Annotated in this window: 15 protein-coding genes; 7 read left to right on the plus strand and 8 right to left on the minus strand. The window is 33.9% G+C overall.

All coding sequences use genetic code 11. The annotated features are described in order from the left end of the window. Positions 1–411: 411 nt before the first annotated feature. Together SCB73_RS09175 and SCB73_RS09180 are read right to left on the minus strand one after the other, a co-directional pair. Entirely contained in the window at positions 412–894 is a 483-nt protein-coding gene (locus tag SCB73_RS09175) for a dihydrofolate reductase (RefSeq protein ID WP_320569741.1), read from the minus strand. A 19-nt stretch (positions 895–913) separates the two neighbouring features. Next, positions 914–1,252, minus strand: coding sequence for a 2TM domain-containing protein (locus SCB73_RS09180; RefSeq protein WP_132990703.1), 339 nt, complete (start codon positions 1,250–1,252; stop codon positions 914–916). 244 nt (positions 1,253–1,496) lie between these two features. Here SCB73_RS09180 and SCB73_RS09185 point away from each other — a divergent pair, with 244 nt between their 5' ends. Further along, entirely contained in the window at positions 1,497–1,793 is a 297-nt protein-coding gene (locus SCB73_RS09185) for an isoamylase early set domain-containing protein (protein ID WP_320569742.1), read from the plus strand. 37 nt (positions 1,794–1,830) lie between these two features. On the opposite strand, the gene SCB73_RS09190 is transcribed toward SCB73_RS09185, so the two are convergent. The 4 genes from SCB73_RS09190 to SCB73_RS09205 all read right to left on the minus strand — a co-directional run bounded on the left by SCB73_RS09190 (position 1,831) and on the right by SCB73_RS09205 (position 5,422). Next, on the minus strand, positions 1,831–2,682 hold the full coding sequence (locus SCB73_RS09190) for a thymidylate synthase (RefSeq protein WP_320569743.1): 852 nt from the start codon (positions 2,680–2,682) through the stop codon (positions 1,831–1,833). A gap of 93 nt (positions 2,683–2,775) precedes the next feature. Further along, positions 2,776–3,399, minus strand: a complete 624-nt coding sequence (locus tag SCB73_RS09195; RefSeq protein WP_320569744.1) for a bifunctional nuclease family protein — start codon at positions 3,397–3,399, stop codon at positions 2,776–2,778. A gap of 163 nt (positions 3,400–3,562) precedes the next feature. After that, on the minus strand, positions 3,563–4,531 hold the full coding sequence (locus tag SCB73_RS09200; protein ID WP_026728511.1) for an electron transfer flavoprotein subunit alpha/FixB family protein: 969 nt from the start codon (positions 4,529–4,531) through the stop codon (positions 3,563–3,565). A 144-nt stretch (positions 4,532–4,675) separates the two neighbouring features. Further along, a complete protein-coding gene (locus SCB73_RS09205) occupies positions 4,676–5,422 on the minus strand; it encodes an electron transfer flavoprotein subunit beta/FixA family protein (protein WP_320569745.1) in 747 nt (248 codons plus the stop codon). A 494-nt stretch (positions 5,423–5,916) separates the two neighbouring features. On the opposite strand from SCB73_RS09205, the gene SCB73_RS09210 reads away from it, so the two are divergent. The 5 genes from SCB73_RS09210 (at position 5,917) to SCB73_RS09230 (ending at position 13,533) form a co-directional block, all read left to right on the plus strand. Further along, positions 5,917–6,894 carry a pyruvate dehydrogenase complex E1 component subunit beta gene (locus SCB73_RS09210; RefSeq protein WP_132990709.1) on the plus strand — a complete coding sequence of 326 codons (978 nt, stop codon included), beginning with the start codon at positions 5,917–5,919 and terminating at the stop codon, positions 6,892–6,894. Positions 6,895–6,958: 64 nt separating this feature from the next. Further along, positions 6,959–9,463: a DUF5686 and carboxypeptidase-like regulatory domain-containing protein gene (locus SCB73_RS09215; RefSeq protein ID WP_413927824.1), complete on the plus strand. Its 2,505-nt coding sequence runs from the start codon at positions 6,959–6,961 to the stop codon at positions 9,461–9,463. Positions 9,464–9,607: 144 nt separating this feature from the next. Beyond that, entirely contained in the window at positions 9,608–10,207 is a 600-nt protein-coding gene (locus SCB73_RS09220) for a DNA-3-methyladenine glycosylase family protein (RefSeq protein ID WP_320569746.1), read from the plus strand. A 133-nt stretch (positions 10,208–10,340) separates the two neighbouring features. Beyond that, positions 10,341–10,871: an inorganic diphosphatase gene (locus SCB73_RS09225; RefSeq protein ID WP_320569747.1), complete on the plus strand. Its 531-nt coding sequence runs from the start codon at positions 10,341–10,343 to the stop codon at positions 10,869–10,871. Positions 10,872–10,983: 112 nt separating this feature from the next. Beyond that, positions 10,984–13,533, plus strand: a complete 2,550-nt coding sequence (locus SCB73_RS09230; RefSeq protein WP_320569748.1) for a sodium-translocating pyrophosphatase — start codon at positions 10,984–10,986, stop codon at positions 13,531–13,533. Between the two features lie 115 nt (positions 13,534–13,648). Here SCB73_RS09230 and SCB73_RS09235 read toward each other — a convergent pair whose 3' ends face one another. Both SCB73_RS09235 and SCB73_RS09240 read right to left on the minus strand, forming a co-directional pair. Beyond that, on the minus strand, positions 13,649–14,263 hold the full coding sequence (locus SCB73_RS09235; protein WP_132990714.1) for a deoxynucleoside kinase: 615 nt from the start codon (positions 14,261–14,263) through the stop codon (positions 13,649–13,651). After that, entirely contained in the window at positions 14,263–15,078 is an 816-nt protein-coding gene (locus SCB73_RS09240) for a hypothetical protein (protein ID WP_320569749.1), read from the minus strand. The genes SCB73_RS09235 and SCB73_RS09240 overlap by 1 nt, the downstream gene beginning before the upstream one ends. A 233-nt stretch (positions 15,079–15,311) precedes the next feature. Here SCB73_RS09240 and SCB73_RS09245 point away from each other — a divergent pair, with 233 nt between their 5' ends. Then, positions 15,312–16,226: a GLPGLI family protein gene (locus SCB73_RS09245; RefSeq protein ID WP_320569750.1), complete on the plus strand. Its 915-nt coding sequence runs from the start codon at positions 15,312–15,314 to the stop codon at positions 16,224–16,226. Positions 16,227–16,253 lie beyond the last annotated feature (27 nt).

The following is a 16,253-nucleotide window of genomic DNA, read 5'->3' on the forward strand; positions in this document are numbered from 1 at the left end:
GATTTATGCACAAATTTGTCAAAGATAAAATAATCAAAATTTAATGATTGATTGAAAAATAGGACTTAAATCAAATGGTTGCTTCTTTTGCACTGGTAATTCAGTTGTTCTTGTAAGTAGTTTTGAAATGCTGTTCCTAAAAGCAGCATCATTTTAAAAGTTAATAAAGTGCAAAGTACGTTCTTAGGATTAAATTTGTTTTTGGAAATTTTAATTTTCTTGCCTTTAATATCTTAGTGGTATTTGTTATTAAAGGCGTTTTTGAGACTTGTTCTCAAATTAACATTTATGTTATTCAGTTATTTCAAGTGTTTACACATTTGTGATTTTTTTTTACCAAAACTATTTCTCGAAAGAGTCAAAATCTTAAATCAATCGTTTAAAAAACATCCTTCAAAAGAGGATGTTTTTTTATTTACGGATATAGGTTTCGTAAGTATAGTCATAAAGATGTTTGTCATCTTTAAAATTTTCTTCTGATTCTACCAGCATCCAATCGTTTTCATTGATTTTTGGAAAAAAAGTATCTGCATCAAAAGTGTGATGTACTTTGGTTATTTCAATTATATCAGCATAAGGCATTGCAAGATTGTAAATTTCACCTCCGCCAATGATGTATGAATCTTCATTTTCAGGACAAACTGCAATTGCTTTTTCAATACTGTCAACCACAATGCAACCTTCAGGCTGATAATCGGTTTGACGTGTTATGATAACATGAGTTCTATTTGGTAAAGGTTTTGGAAAGCTTTCAAAAGTCTTTCTTCCCATAATGATATAATGATTTGTCGTTAGAGATTTGAATCTTTTAAAATCATTTGGCAAATGCCATACTAAATCATTATTTTTTCCTAGAGCATTATTTTCGGCTACAGCCGCTATCATTATAATCATGGCATTCTAAACTAAAATTTTATTTCTCAGTATCCGCATTTATTTTGGATTCTAATTGGCTGATTCTTTTTTGCTGCAGTGCAACAAGTCGGTCAATTTGTTCTCTTTCCCATTTTTTATTCATGAATCGGTCTGTAATATAGACCTTTATAAAGTGTAAAATAAACAAAAAGAGCCAGATCGTAATTCCCCAGATGCACCAATTTTGATTTGTTCCAGCTCCAAAACCAAAAAATCTATTGGCAACAAATAAAAATAAGCTCCCGATTAGAAAAAGTACAAAATGGAAATATAGGATTTTCTTTTGTCTGAGTCTTCTTCTGGCATATTCATACTGTTCGTGTACTTCTTTTTCCATGAGATATTAAATGAAATGAGGTTATAAAGTTAAAATTTATTTTCAAAACAAGGAATTTTGGTTCTATAATATTTGCCCTTGAAGGAGTTAAGAATTTGAAATCAGAAAATTATCATTGATTAATTTATGGATATGATTAAAAAAATAATGCATTTTTATTATTGTCGCAAATCGGATATAGCGTTATTGAAAGTTCGCGGGAATTTGTTTAACTTAGAGGTATCAATCTAAAAACTAATTAGTTATGTCTTTAAAGAAACAATTTATCAAAACAAAACCAGTGTGTAAGGTTACCTTTTCTATAGAAGCAAAAGATGCAAATTCGGCAGCTGTAGTTGGAGATTTTAATAATTGGAATCCGGAAGAAGGAACTTTGAGCAAGTTAAAAAACGGAACTTTTAAAGCGACTTACGACTTAGTAAAAGATGCCATTTACGAGTTTAAGTATTTAATTGATGGAGTTTATGTTAACGAGCCTGAGGCAGATTCTTATAAATGGAATGATTTTGCTGGAAGCGAAAATAGTGTCCTGACAGTATAAAAAAATCCGCTTATAATTAAGCGGATTTTTTTATGTTTTATACAGCAACACTTCCTTTTATTCCAGGATGTGGTTCATAATCTACAAGTGTGAAATCGTCGTAATCAAAATCAAAAATGTTTTTAATTGTGGGATTTAATATCATTTTTGGCAATGGTTTTGGTTCTCTCGAAAGTTGCAGTTCCAATTGCTCAAAGTGATTGTTGTAAATGTGTGCGTCTCCAAAAGTGTGAATAAATTCGCCAGCTTCAAGATCGCAAACTTGAGCAATCATCATGGTTAATAATGCATAAGAAGCAATATTAAAAGGAACTCCTAAAAAGATATCGGCACTTCGTTGATAAAGTTGACAAGAAAGTTTGCCTTTTGTTTCGCCTTTTTCAATATCGGGACTCGACACGTAAAATTGAAAAAAGGCGTGGCAAGGTGGCAAAGCGGCTTTGTTGTTTGCGACGTTTTCCTCGAAAGATTTTTTAGTGTCTGGTAAAACCGATGGATTCCATGCTGAAACCAGCATTCTGCGACTGTTTGGATTTGTTTTTAATTCTGTGATTAATTCAGAAATCTGATCGATTTCTTCACTGTTCCAATTACGCCATTGGTGTCCATAAACTGGTCCTAGATCGCCATTAGAATCAGCCCATTCATCCCAAATTTTTACTCCGTTTTCCTGAAGATATTTAATGTTTGTATCTCCTTTTAAAAACCAAAGCAATTCGTAAATAATTGATTTTAAATGGAGTTTTTTGGTTGTAACCATTGGGAAGCCTTCGCTTAAATCAAAACGCATTTGATAGCCAAAAACGCTTTTGGTTCCAGTTCCGGTTCTGTCTCCTTTTTGATTGCCGTTTTCTAAAACGTGTTTTACTAAATCTAAGTATTGCTTCATCTTTGGTTTAATCGTTTAATCGTGGATTTGTTTAATTGTAAATTTGTTTAATCGATTCAACGAATAAACGGTTTAACGATTAAACATTAAAATTTATCTTTTTGAGATTTCGTCTCTGATTTTTGCAGCTTTTTCATAATCTTCTTGCGAAACTGCCTGATCCAAAAGTTCATTTAATTCTTGCAATGAATGTTTTGCATAAACATCGCCAGATTGATTGCTTTCTTCTTCGCGTCCAAAAGTTTCTGGATTAGAAAGTACATCGTCGATTTCTTGAGAACCTTGGTCACCGTCTCCAGAATTGGATTTCAAATAAATTCCGGCTTTGTCTAAGATGTTCTTATAGGTAAAAATTGGTGCGTTGAAACGTAATGCTAATGCAATTGCATCAGAAGTTCTGGCGTCAATAATTTCTTCGATTTTATCTCTTTCGCAGATCAAACTAGAATAAAAAACACCATCAACCAATTTGTGTATGATTACTTGTTTCACAACAATGTCAAATCGCTCTGCAAAGTTTTTGAATAAATCATGTGTTAGTGGGCGAGGAGGTTTGATCTCTTTTTCTAAGGCAATAGCAATCGATTGGGCTTCAAAAGCGCCAATTACGATAGGTAATTTTCTTTCGCCGTCAACTTCATTCAAAATTAAGGCATACGCTCCATTTTGAGTTTGGCTGTATGAAATTCCTTTTATGGATAATTTTACTAGACTCATATATGATTGAAAAAAGGGCACTTAGCGCCACATTTTAATACTTTTTTTGATTAGAGAATAAAGGTGCAATTTTAATCAAAAAATATCGAACAAAAAAGCTGCCTTAAAACAAAGATACGATTATCTTGTTTTTAGGCAGCTATATTATTTAAGAATTCTTAGATTAAGAATGCTGAGCCTTAAAAGCTTTAAGTTTCTCTGTTAATTGAGGAACGATTTCAAAAGCATCACCCACAATTCCGTAATCAGCTACTTTAAAGAAAGGAGCTTCTGGGTCATTGTTGATTACCACTTTTACTTTAGATGAGTTGATTCCGGCAATATGCTGAATTGCTCCAGAAATTCCGATTGCAATATATAAGTTTGTTGCTACTGGTTTTCCTGTTTGACCAACGTGCTCGCTGTGAGGTCTCCATCCTAAATCTGAAACTGGTTTAGAACATGCTGTTGCAGCACCTAAAACTTCAGCTAAATTTTCAACTAATCCCCAGTTTTCTGGGCCTTTCAATCCACGTCCGCCAGAAACTACGATATCAGCATCAGCAATAGAAACTTTTCCTGTTACTTTTTCAACAGATTCTACTTTTACACCAAAATCATTGTCTCCAATTGTTGGGTTGAAATCTTCAGCAGCTGCAGCTCCTGCGCTTTCGAAAATCCCATAAGAGTTTTTAGCTAGGCCAAGAACTTTTACATCAGTATCGATTTGTGTGATGTTGAAAGCTTTGTTAGAGAAAGCATTTCTTTTTACTTGAAAAGGTGAAGTGCTAACTGGCAATCCTACAACATTTGAAGCAAAACCAGCATTTAAAGCTACTGCAACTAATGATGAAAGATAAATACTGTCTGTTGTTGAAGAAAGCAAAACTACTTTTGTTCCTTCTTTTTCAGCAGCCTGTTTGATAACATCGGCGTAAGCCTTAGCTGTAAAACCAGCTAATTTATCGTTGTTTACTTTTAAAACCTTATCAACTCCGTATTTGCCTAATTCGCTTACGTCGCTGATGTTTACAGTCAAAGCCGTAACAGTTGTTCCTAATGATTCTGCTACTTTCTTAGCGTAAGAAGCTAATTCGAAAGCAACTTTTTTAAATTTTCCTTCTGCAGATTCTGCATATATTAATATTGACATAATAATTTTAGATTTTAGATTTTAGATTTCAGATTGTAGAAAATGAAATCTAAAAAGATTATTGATTTTAGATTTTGAAGTGAATCAAATGTTGATTTAGATTTAGTATTGCGTTCTGCAATCTAAAATCTAAAGTCTACAATCTTAAATCACTTTAGCCTCGTTGTGTAATAAATTGATTAACTCATCTAAATTATCTGCAGAAACTAATTTCACTGCTGATTTTGGAGCTGGTTTTTCGAATTTCACCGCTTTTGTATTGACAGCTGCATCAACTGGCTCAAGAATAGTCAAGGCTTTAGTTCTTGCAGTCATAATTCCTCTCATATTTGGAATACGTAAATCTTTTTCTTCAACAAGACCTTTTTGACCACCAATGATTAATGGTAAAGTTGTGCTAACAGTTTCTTTTCCACCATCAATTTCACGAACTGCTTTTACGTTGTTTCCATCAACAGTTATTGCTGTACAAGAATTTAAAAAGTTAGAACCTAAAATTCCTGCAATCATTCCTGGAACCATTCCTCCATTATAATCTAAAGACTCTTTTCCAGCAATTACTAAATCGTAACCTCCGTTTTTAATTACTTCAGCTAATTGTTTTGCAACAAAAAATCCGTCAGTTGGGTTAGCGTTTACACGAATCGCTTCGTTTGCGCCAATTGCCAATGCTTTACGCAAAGTTGGTTCAGTATCTGGTCCTCCAACATTAACAACAGTTACCGTTGCTCCTTGTTGTTCTTGAAACCAAATAGCACGTGTTAAACCAAATTCGTCATTTGGATTGATTACATATTGTACACCATTGGTATCAAATTCTGAATCACCGTTGGTAAAGTTAATTTTTGAAGTAGTATCAGGCACGTGGCTGATGCAAACCAATATTTTCATAAGTATATATTTTGAATTTAATAATATGCTTTGACAAATTTAGAAATTAAAATCGGAATAATATACTATGCATGCATAATATTTTTTAAAAACTATTACGTTTTCGAAGATTTTGAAATTTGGAAGTGCTTTTGTCTAGATGTAAAATTGAAAATTCACTTATTTTGCCTGATTCTTAGCAAATTCGTAATGCTCAGAATCATGTTAACTGTTAAAATTGAGGCAGAATTATACTAAATTTTGACCAATTCCGTTTAAATTGTCGAATTTGAATAAATCAGAATTACACAAATAGAGTTGGATTTGTATGAAAAGTGTTTTTCGGGAGAGAATAACAACAATTATATCGATTTCGTAAATATCTCAAAAAGTTTTAAAACGTTAAAAGCAAAAGAACAGGATAAAGTTCGTGCGATTTTAAATTCAATTTATGCTTTTAAGTGATTTAAAATATTTATTTTTGCTCTTCAGAAAATTCAACATACAATATAAATATGAGAACAATACAATTTAGAGAGGCCATTTGCGAAGCGATGAGCGAAGAAATGCGTCGCGATGAATCCATATATTTAATGGGAGAAGAGGTTGCAGAATACAACGGAGCTTACAAGGCTTCAAAAGGAATGCTTGCTGAGTTTGGTGAAAAAAGAGTAATCGATACTCCAATTGCTGAGCTTGGTTTTTCAGGAATTGCAGTAGGTTCGGCAATGAATGGAAACCGCCCTATTGTAGAATATATGACATTCAACTTCTGTTTAGTTGGTATTGATCAAATTATAAATAACGCTGCTAAAATGCGTCAAATGACTGGTGGACAATTTAATGTGCCAATCGTTTTCCGCGGACCAACTGCTTCTGCAGGTCAATTAGGAGCTACTCACTCACAAGCTTTAGAAAACTGGTTTGCAAACACTCCAGGACTTAAAGTTGTTGTGCCTTCAACTCCTTATGATGCAAAAGGACTTTTGAAATCAGCTATCCGTGATAACGATCCAGTAATTTTCATGGAATCTGAACAAATGTATGGCGATAAAGGTGAAGTGCCAGACGGAGAATACACAATTCCATTAGGTGTTGCTGATGTTAAACGTGAAGGAACTGATGTTACTATCGTATCTTTCGGAAAAATCATCAAAGAAGCTTTCATCGCTGCTGATGAATTAGCTAAAGAAGGAATCTCTTGTGAGATTATCGATTTAAGAACTGTTCGTCCAATGGACAAAGACGCGATCTTAAAATCGGTTAAAAAAACAAATCGTTTAGTAATTCTTGAAGAAGCTTGGCCTGTTGCCAGCCTTTCTTCTGAAATCACATATATTGTTCAGGAACAAGCATTCGATTTCCTTGATGCGCCAATTCAGCGTATCACAACTGCTGATACTCCTGCGCCTTACTCTCCTGTATTGCTTAAAGACTGGTTGCCAAATGCTGGTGATGTAGTAAAAGCAGTAAAGAAAGTAATGTACAAATAAGAAATTCAACAATACTTATAAAACTTCATCAGTCATATTAATTGATGAAGTTTTTTTTTGCCAAATGATAAAAAGAATAATTTTACTCAGCCTATTTTTTGTATTCGCTTTTGTGAATCTTGGAACTGCACAAACAAAAGTGAGTGGAATTGTTTTGGACAAATCAAATCAGCCAGTGCCTTTTGCAAATATTGTTTTCAAAGGTTCTAATACCGGAATCGTTTCTAACGAAGACGGGCGTTTTTATCTGGAATCGCCTAATACTTATACTGCTTTGTTAGTAAGTTCTGCAGGATTTTCAGATAAGGAAGTTCCTTTAGAAAAAGCAGTCAATTACAATTTTAAAATTGTTTTGTTCGAAGAACAAGTGTTGAACGAAGTTGTAATTTATACTGGAAAAACGTCTAAAAAGAATAATCCTGCATTAGATATTTTGAGGAAAATTTGGGAAAGAAAGCGTAAAAACGGGCTTTACCAATTCAACCAATATCAGATGCAAAAGTACGAAAAAGTCGAGTTTGATATGAACACGATTGACAGTGCTTTGATGAAAAACAAGCTTTTCAAAGGAATGGAGTTTATTTTTGATCATGTTGATACTTCTGATGTGACGGGAAAAACATATCTTCCTATTTTCATCAACGAATCGGTTTATGATGTTTACGGCGATAACAAATTAAAGAAAGTAAAAGAAAATCTGACCGGAAATAAAATGTCTGGTTTTAATGGAAATCAGCAGATTTTATCTTTCGTAAAAGATCTTTATTCAGATTATAATATTTACGACAATCACCTTAAATTTTTTGATAAGAGTTTTACGAGTCCGCTTTCAAAAACCGGAATTGATGTTTATAATTATGTTCTAAAAGATAGTGCTTTTGTCGATAAAAAATGGTGCTATAATATTGTTTTTTATCCGAGACGTAAAAACGAATTAACATTCAAAGGCGATTTTTGGGTTAATGACACCACTTTTGCCATCAAGAAAATTAATATGGGCGTTACCAAAAGTGCCAATATTAACTGGGTAAAAGATATTTACATCGAACAAGAATTTGAAGTCGAAAATGATTCTGTCTTCCTTTTGACACGTGATTATATGATGTCTGATTTTGCTCTGAATAAAAAAGAAAAATCAAAGGGAGTTTATGGAAAAAGAACGACTTTATACCGAAATCATAAATTCAATATTCAAAAGCCAGAGAAGTTTTATAAAGAAGAAGTCAACTTTATAGACAATGCTGTTTATGATCGTCCGCCTGAATTTTGGGATGAAAATCGTTTTGAGAAATTAAACAAAGACGAAGCCGGAATTTATAAAATGCTCGATACCTTGCAGACAGTCAAGCGATTTAAGCAATTGTACAGTCTCGTCTCGATATTAGGAAGCGGTTATGTAGAGTTTAAAAACTTTGACTACGGGCCAATTTTCTCCACTTTTGGTTATAATGAAGTCGAAGGTTTAAGGCTTAGAGTTGGAGGACGAACTTATTTTGGACCAAATGATCCATGGCGTATTCAGGCTTATACGGCCTACGGTTTTAATGATAACAAATTCAAGTACGGAGTTTCTGGAAAATGGATGGTTGATAAGAAAAATCGAATCATTATTTCTGGAGGAAACAGGCGCGATATTGAACAAATTGGAGCAAGTTTAACTACGACAAATGATATTTTAGGACGAAGTTTTGCGTCTTCTGCTTTGTTTACAACGAGCAGTAACGGAAAATTGACGAATATTAATTTGAGTAATGTTTCGTTTGAAATTGAAGCCAAAAAGAATTTTATCGTTCAAACTGGTTTTTCATATCGAACTTTGGAATCGGCTTCACCAACATTTAGTTTAGATTATTATTCGACTTTGCCAAGCCCAGAAAATCCTGCCGGAGTTATACAAAGTAAAGTAAGGCAGTCTGAAGCTAATATTCAGTTTGAATATATGCCAAATCGTAAAACTATTGGTTATGGAGTTGAACGAGATTTAGTGGATAGCCCTTTTAGCCATTTCTTTGTGAATTTCAGTTATGGTTTAAAAGGAGTTTTTGAGAGTGATTTTGCATACGAAAAAATTCAGATCTACTATAAACAGCCAATTATTATTGGGCCTTTAGGTAGAACAGATATTATTGTCGAAACAGGAAAAACGTTTGGCACAATTCCGTTAGGCTTGATGAGTGTTGTTCCTGGAAACCAGACATACTGGACTATTGAAAATACTTTTAGTAATTTAAATTTCTACGAATTTGTTACTGATCAATATACCACTTTACAATGGCAACATAATTTTCAAGGAAGATTATTTGCAAGAGTTCCATTTATGAGAAAACTAAATTGGAGAGAATTTATTGGAATTAAAGCGGTTCACGGAACTATTTCGGATGCCAACAGAGCGATTAATGCATCTGGCCAACCTTATAATGCTCCTGAAAATGTTTATTGGGAATATAATGCCGGAATCGGAAATATTTTTAAAGTTTTCCGAATCGATTTTTCTTGGAGAGGGAATTATTTAAACATGCCGGATGCTAATAAATTTGCAGTAAAAGGCTCATTCGGATTCTACTTCTAAAAATGTTTTGTCAGATTTAATAAAAGCGAAAGCTGTTTAATAATCTCGCAAAGACGCCAAGTCGCTAAGTTTTTAATTTCTTTGCGTCTCTGCGCCTTTGCGAGATTCTTTTTATTTAATTTTGAATAAACACTTAAACAACTCATGCAAGAAGCCATCGATTTTCTAACCAATAAAAATCAGATATTTCAGGAAATAATCGAGACATACGGATTGCCTCCAATTCCGAGACGTCCTCAAGGTTTTGAGACTTTGGTGTTGCTAATATTGGAACAGCAAGTTTCTATAGATTCGGCGAAAGCCACATTTTTAAAAATTAAAGCTTATAAAGACTGCAATCCCGAAAACATGGTGATTTTATCTGATGAAGAATTTAGAAGTCTTGGCGTAAGCCGTCAAAAAACAAAATACATTAAAATTTTAGCGGAAGCTGTTTTAAATAAAGATTTAGATATTGAAAGTCTGCCTTCGAAATCGGCAAAGCAAGTTCGGGAAGAGCTAATCAAGCTAAAAGGAATTGGAAATTGGACGATTGATATTTATTTGATGTTTTGTCTGGAAGAACCCGATTTGATTCCGCTTGGAGATATTGCAGTGGTGAATACAATGAAAGAATTGTTCAATATTCACGATAAGCAGGAAATGGAAATTCATGCCGAACAATGGAGTCCGTACCGATCTTATGCAACCTATTTGCTTTGGCACCATTACTTAAAAAAGCGAAATAGAACAATTACTTATTAACTATCTGTTATAGAAAAAGAAAAGTATATTAATTAATGAATAAATTCATAGATTAATATACTTTTTTCATTGTAAAAATAGAATGTTTGGTTACTTTTGCAACCGAAATTATAAGATATAATAAAAAACGAAAATGACCGCAGACAAACTAACGACTTTCGATGTATTAATCGAAATACCAAGAGGAAGCAGAAATAAATACGAGTACGATTTTGAAATCAAAAGAATGCGTTTCGACAGAATGTTATTCTCTTCAATGATGTACCCAGCTGATTATGGATTTATTCCAGAAACTTTAGCACTTGATGGAGATCCTCTTGATGTATTGGTTTTAGTAAATGAACCAACTTTTCCTGGATGTGTTATGGAAGTAAAACCAATTGGTGTTTTCCACATGGCAGACGATAAAGGACCAGATGAAAAAATTATTTGTGTACCAGTTTCAGATCCAATCTGGAATTCATTATCAGATTTATCAGATATCAACCCACACTTAGTAAAAGAAATCGAGCACTTTTTTCAAGTTTACAAAGATCTTGAAAACAAAAAAGTTGATGTTGAAGGATGGGGAGACGTAAAAGAAGCTTACGAAATTATCGCAGAATGCACTAAGCGTTTTGATGACATTGAAAATAAACCAGCAGGATTATTTAGCATTAAATAATTTTAACCTTATTCTATTATAAAAAAAGCAATACTGCCGTCAGGAGTATTGCTTTTTTGTTTAAATTCGTTCAGTTAGATTGTTGACTATTAACCAAAACCAATAAAATATTATGAATGCATTTATGATTTACCTGCCTATTATAATGGCAGTTTTAGGTTTATTTTTCATGGGAATAAAAAGGACGTGGGTTTTAAAACAAGATGCCGGAGACGGTAAAATGAAAGAGATTTCAGATTACATCTACGAAGGGGCCTTAGCCTTCCTAAAAGCCGAATATAAATTATTAACCATATTTGTAATTGTTGCCAGTTTAGCTTTGGCGGGAATTACTTTTATCCCTGGAGTAAAAACACATTTATTAATCGTAGTAGCATTTATTTTTGGTGCATTTTTCTCCGCTTTAGCAGGAAATATGGGAATGAAAATAGCAACTAAAACAAACGTTAGAACTACTCAGGCTGCGCGTACAAGTTTGCCTCAGGCCTTAAAAGTTTCTTTTGGCGGAGGAACCGTAATGGGACTTGGTGTTGCCGGTTTAGCCGTTTTAGGATTAACAGCTTTCTTTATCATTTTCTTTAATTTATTTTCAGGCGGTGTTTGGAAAGATACCGATACCATGACAGTTGTTTTGGAAACTCTGGCAGGATTTTCACTTGGTGCAGAATCAATCGCTTTATTTGCCAGAGTTGGTGGGGGAATTTACACAAAAGCTGCCGATGTTGGAGCTGACTTAGTTGGTAAAGTTGAAGCCGGAATTCCAGAAGATGATCCTCGTAATCCAGCAACAATTGCAGATAATGTTGGAGATAACGTTGGAGACGTTGCAGGTATGGGAGCCGATTTATTTGGGTCTTACGTAGCGACTGTTTTGGCGGCAATGGTTCTTGGAAACTATGTGATAAAAGATATGGGTGGAAGCATCAATGACGCTTTCGGCGGCATTGGACCAATTTTGCTTCCAATGGCAATTGCTGGTTTCGGAATTTTATTTTCGATTATCGGAACAATGTTGGTGAAAATTTCAGATGATAACGCTAAAGAAGCTCAAGTGCAAAAAGCATTAAATATAGGAAACTGGATTTCTATTGCTTTAACAGCTATTGCCTGTTTCTTTTTGGTACAACATATGTTGCCAGAAGTAATGACAATGGAATTTTTTGGAGAAGGATCTCAGCAAATTTCTTCAATGCGTGTTTTCTATGCTACTTTAGTTGGATTAGTTGTGGGTGGAGCAATTTCATCGGTAACAGAATATTATACAGGATTAGGAACAAAACCAGTTATGGCAATTGTTCAAAAATCATCAACAGGAGCGGGAACAAATGTTATTGCAGGTTTGGCAACCGGAATGATTTCTACTTTTCCAACTGTATTGTTGTTCGCAGTAGCAATCTGGATTTCGTATGCTTTAGCAGGATTTTACGGAGTAGCGCTGGCGGCTTCAGCAATGATGGCGACAACGGCAATGCAATTGGCAATTGATGCTTTCGGTCCAATTTCAGACAATGCCGGAGGAATCGCTGAAATGAGCGAATTGCCTAAAGAAGTTCGTACCAGAACTGATATTTTAGATTCAGTTGGAAACACGACGGCAGCTACAGGAAAAGGATTTGCAATTGCATCTGCAGCGCTAACTTCGCTAGCATTATTTGCGGCTTATGTAACGTTTACAGGAATTGACGGAATCAATATTTTCAAAGCGCCAGTTTTAGCGATGTTATTTGTTGGAGGAATGATTCCGGTAGTTTTCTCTGCTTTAGCAATGAATTCTGTTGGAAAAGCGGCAATGGATATGGTTTACGAAGTGCGTCGTCAATTTAAGGAAATTCCTGGAATTATGGAAGGAACCGGAAAACCAGAATACGGAAAATGCGTTGAAATTTCGACAAAAGCCGCTTTACGCGAAATGATGCTTCCAGGAATTTTGACAATTGGTTTTCCTATTGCAATTGTGTTGATTGGAAAATTAGTTTATGCAGATAACAATCAGTTGATTGCTGAAATGTTGGGAGGATATATGGCCGGAGTTACGGTTTCTGGAGTACTTTGGGCAGTTTTTCAAAACAATGCCGGAGGTGCTTGGGATAATGCTAAAAAATCTTTCGAAGCTGGAGTAATGATCAACGGAGAAATGACCTACAAAGGTTCTGATGCTCATAAGGCGGCAGTAACTGGAGATACAGTTGGAGATCCGTTTAAAGATACTTCTGGGCCATCAATGAACATCTTAATTAAATTAACTTGTTTGATTGGATTGGTTGTTGCGCCAATTTTGGGTGAAGGACATGCTTCAGGAATGACAGAAAAAGGTTCTTGTTGCGTGAAAATGGAAATGCACGCTGGTGGTGCTTCGAAATGTGGCGATTTATCAACAATGACTAAAGAAGAATGTGCTAGAATGTGCAAAGAAAAAGGCTGTACAGCAGAAGAAACAGCAAAATGTTTGGCACATTATGACGCAAACGGAAAATATATGCATCAAAGAACAGATTGTTTTGATACCAGCAAATATGAGAAAAAGTCACTTAAAGTGGAACTAAGAAAAGAAAATGGCAAAACCATTGGAACAGTTACAAAAACAGAAAACGGCAAAACTACAACTGAAGTTTATGAAGGAACCGAAGAAGAAGTAAAAGCTAAGATTGACGCTGTTAAATAAGAACAACTTGATAGCTTTGTCAAAGTTTAAAACTTTGACAAAGCTTTTAAAAACTAAAAATGCCTCTAATATTTAGAGGCATTTTTTATTCGTGTAAATCTGTGCAATTCGTGTTTTAGAATAATCCGTTCAATTCGGCATCAATTCTATTAATGATATTTCCTAAATCTTCTGGATTATCAACAAAATTAATATTGTCAACATCAATAATCAATAATCGGCCTTTTGTATAAGTTTGAATCCATGCTTCGTATCTTTCGTTCAAACGACTCAAATAATCAATCGAAATTGAATTTTCGTATTCGCGTCCGCGTTTGTGGATTTGTCCAACAAGATTTGGAATAGAACTTCTCAAATAAATCAATAAATCGGGTGCTTTTACCAATGATTCCATTAATTCAAACAACGAAGTGTAATTTTCAAAATCACGGCTTGTCATCAATCCCATAGAATATAAATTGGGAGCAAAAATATAAGCATCCTCATAAATTGTTCTATCCTGAATGATTTTTTTTCCGCTTTCGCGAATTTGCTGCACTTGGCGGAAACGGCTATTTAAGAAATAGATTTGTAAATTAAATGACCAACGCTCCATTTGGTGGTAAAAATCGTCTAAGTACGGATTATCAACCACATCTTCATAATGAGGTTCCCATTTAAAGTGTTTGGCCAATAACTTTGTTAATGTTGTCTTTCCTGCGCCGATATTTCCTGCTATTGCTATGTGCATTACGGTGTTACGATTTTATAATTTACAATTTCTTTAGCTGTAAAAATAGATAAAATTTGGTCTTTGTAATAGAAATTATCAAACGATTTTTCTAAAATTTCAATTTCTGAAATTACGTTAGTTTTGTCTTTGCTAATGTCTCTTAAATACAAGTGATTACCTTTGCTGAAAATGTATTTTTGTCCATCAATTATTTCGATTTTATCAAAATCTGGTACGTTTCCGAGGCTAGTAATTTTTCCGAAAATATCACACGAAAACCAGTTGTTTTTTTTATCAATCCAATAAAAAGCATTAAAATCGGTCTGATAGTATTTTATAGGTTCTGTCAACGGAATAGAAACCGTTTTGTATTCATTTTTCAAATAATCAAGCAATCCAATTTGTTGATTCAGCGCATTATAAATCCATAATTGATTTTGAGTTGACATTCCAATTGCGCTTGCGACAATAGGAGTAGCATTTAGTGAAAAATTGATTTCGGTAATTTTGTTCAGCTGATTGTCAAGCAAAACAACAGTATTGAAATCTTCATAATACAAAACCATTTTCAACGGATTCTGTAAATCTGTTTTTGTGATTCTTCCTAAAGAAACATTTTTATATTCAAAAACCTCGTTTCCTTTAAATTTAGTAAAAACATTGTTGCTGATTTGGTAACTAAATCCGAATGAATCTTTTCCTAAATAGTCATCAGCAGTATAGTTTGCATGAGAAATTTGAACTGCATTTATCTTTGAATTTTGCGCCGAAAGAAGAATCGGTGAAACAGCAATTAAAAAGAAAAATAGAATATTTATTGCTGTTTTAGTCATGTTTTTTAGTTTCGGTCATGCCAAATTACAAAAAACCTTACGATAAAAGTTTAAAAAAATGAGATTTTGGCGATTCTGTCATTTAAACCTTTCTCGATCGTAATAGTCTAAAAAATAACGTATTCTATCTATGTCTTAAAAGCGTTGATATATTATATTTTTAGTATTTTAAAAATAATAATACATTTGAGTATAAGTTTTTAATACAAATTACCAATTTAAAATAAAATGAAATGAAAAAAGTGTTTTTTTATATGTCTTTGATGCTTGTTTTTTCTCAAATGCAGGCGCAAAAAGATTTTCAGGGAATGGCTGTTTATGAGTCAAAAACCCAAGCTCCGAAAATGGATGGAATGCGAGCTAATAGAGATATTACGCCCGAAATGCAAAAGAATATGGAGGAGCGAATGAAAAAAATGCTTGAAAAAACCTTTATTTTAAATTTTGACAAATCGGCTTCTATTTATAAAGAAGAAGAAAAATTGGAAACACCAGGTCAGCAAGGAGGTGGCATGCGCATTATGATGAATTCGTTCATGGGTGGCGGAGGCACTTTTTATAAAAATGTAAAAAGCAAATCGTACACAGTTGACAAAGAATTTATGGGAAAAGAATTTCTAGTGGTGGATTCTTTGCCAAAATTAAATTGGAAAATGGAATCTGAAACCAAACAAATTGGCGGTTATACATGCTACAAGGCAACGGCGGTAAAAGAAGCTAGCAAAACCGATTTTAGAAACTTCAGACCCAAAAATAACGACGATAAAAAGCCGGAAGAGAAAAAAGATGACGCAAAGAAAACTTCTGGCGAAACGAAAACAAACTTTCAGGATAACTTCGAAATTCCTAAAGAAATTATAATAACAGCTTGGTATTCTCCAGAGATTCCTGTGAATCAGGGACCAGAAAATTATTGGGGACTTCCGGGTTTGATTTTGGAAGTAAACGATGGAAGAACGACTATTTTATGTTCGAAAATTGTTTTAAATGCCAAAGACAAAGTCGAAATAAAGGCACCTACAAAAGGAAAAGTGGTTTCTCAGAAAGATTACGATGAAACAGTAATCAAAAAAATGGAAGAATTCAGAGAAATGAACCGTGGCCGTGAAGGTGGTCCAGGTGGTGGTCCAGTAATGATTAGACGATAATTTTTGAATATCATTCTTTAGATTTTC

The sequence above is a fragment of the Flavobacterium sp. KACC 22761 genome (assembly GCF_034058155.1).
In the GTDB taxonomy this organism is placed as follows: Bacteria; Bacteroidota; Bacteroidia; order Flavobacteriales; family Flavobacteriaceae; genus Flavobacterium.

Coding starts and splice junctions, on each gene's coding strand:
- SCB73_RS09195 (WP_320569744.1), bottom strand. CDS start 3,399: ATGAGTCTAGTAAAATTATCCATAAAAGGAATTTCATACAGCCAAACT.
- SCB73_RS09220 (WP_320569746.1), top strand. CDS start 9,608: ATGCAAGAAGCCATCGATTTTCTAACCAATAAAAATCAGATATTTCAG.
- SCB73_RS09225 (WP_320569747.1), top strand. CDS start 10,341: ATGACCGCAGACAAACTAACGACTTTCGATGTATTAATCGAAATACCA.
- SCB73_RS09205 (WP_320569745.1), bottom strand. CDS start 5,422: ATGAAAATATTGGTTTGCATCAGCCACGTGCCTGATACTACTTCAAAA.
- SCB73_RS09235 (WP_132990714.1), bottom strand. CDS start 14,263: ATGCACATAGCAATAGCAGGAAATATCGGCGCAGGAAAGACAACATTA.
- SCB73_RS09215 (WP_413927824.1), top strand. CDS start 6,959: ATGATAAAAAGAATAATTTTACTCAGCCTATTTTTTGTATTCGCTTTT.
- SCB73_RS09190 (WP_320569743.1), bottom strand. CDS start 2,682: ATGAAGCAATACTTAGATTTAGTAAAACACGTTTTAGAAAACGGCAAT.
- SCB73_RS09240 (WP_320569749.1), bottom strand. CDS start 15,078: ATGACTAAAACAGCAATAAATATTCTATTTTTCTTTTTAATTGCTGTT.
- SCB73_RS09180 (WP_132990703.1), bottom strand. CDS start 1,252: ATGGAAAAAGAAGTACACGAACAGTATGAATATGCCAGAAGAAGACTC.
- SCB73_RS09210 (WP_132990709.1), top strand. CDS start 5,917: ATGAGAACAATACAATTTAGAGAGGCCATTTGCGAAGCGATGAGCGAA.
- SCB73_RS09200 (WP_026728511.1), bottom strand. CDS start 4,531: ATGTCAATATTAATATATGCAGAATCTGCAGAAGGAAAATTTAAAAAA.
- SCB73_RS09175 (WP_320569741.1), bottom strand. CDS start 894: ATGATTATAATGATAGCGGCTGTAGCCGAAAATAATGCTCTAGGAAAA.
- SCB73_RS09185 (WP_320569742.1), top strand. CDS start 1,497: ATGTCTTTAAAGAAACAATTTATCAAAACAAAACCAGTGTGTAAGGTT.
- SCB73_RS09230 (WP_320569748.1), top strand. CDS start 10,984: ATGAATGCATTTATGATTTACCTGCCTATTATAATGGCAGTTTTAGGT.
- SCB73_RS09245 (WP_320569750.1), top strand. CDS start 15,312: ATGAAAAAAGTGTTTTTTTATATGTCTTTGATGCTTGTTTTTTCTCAA.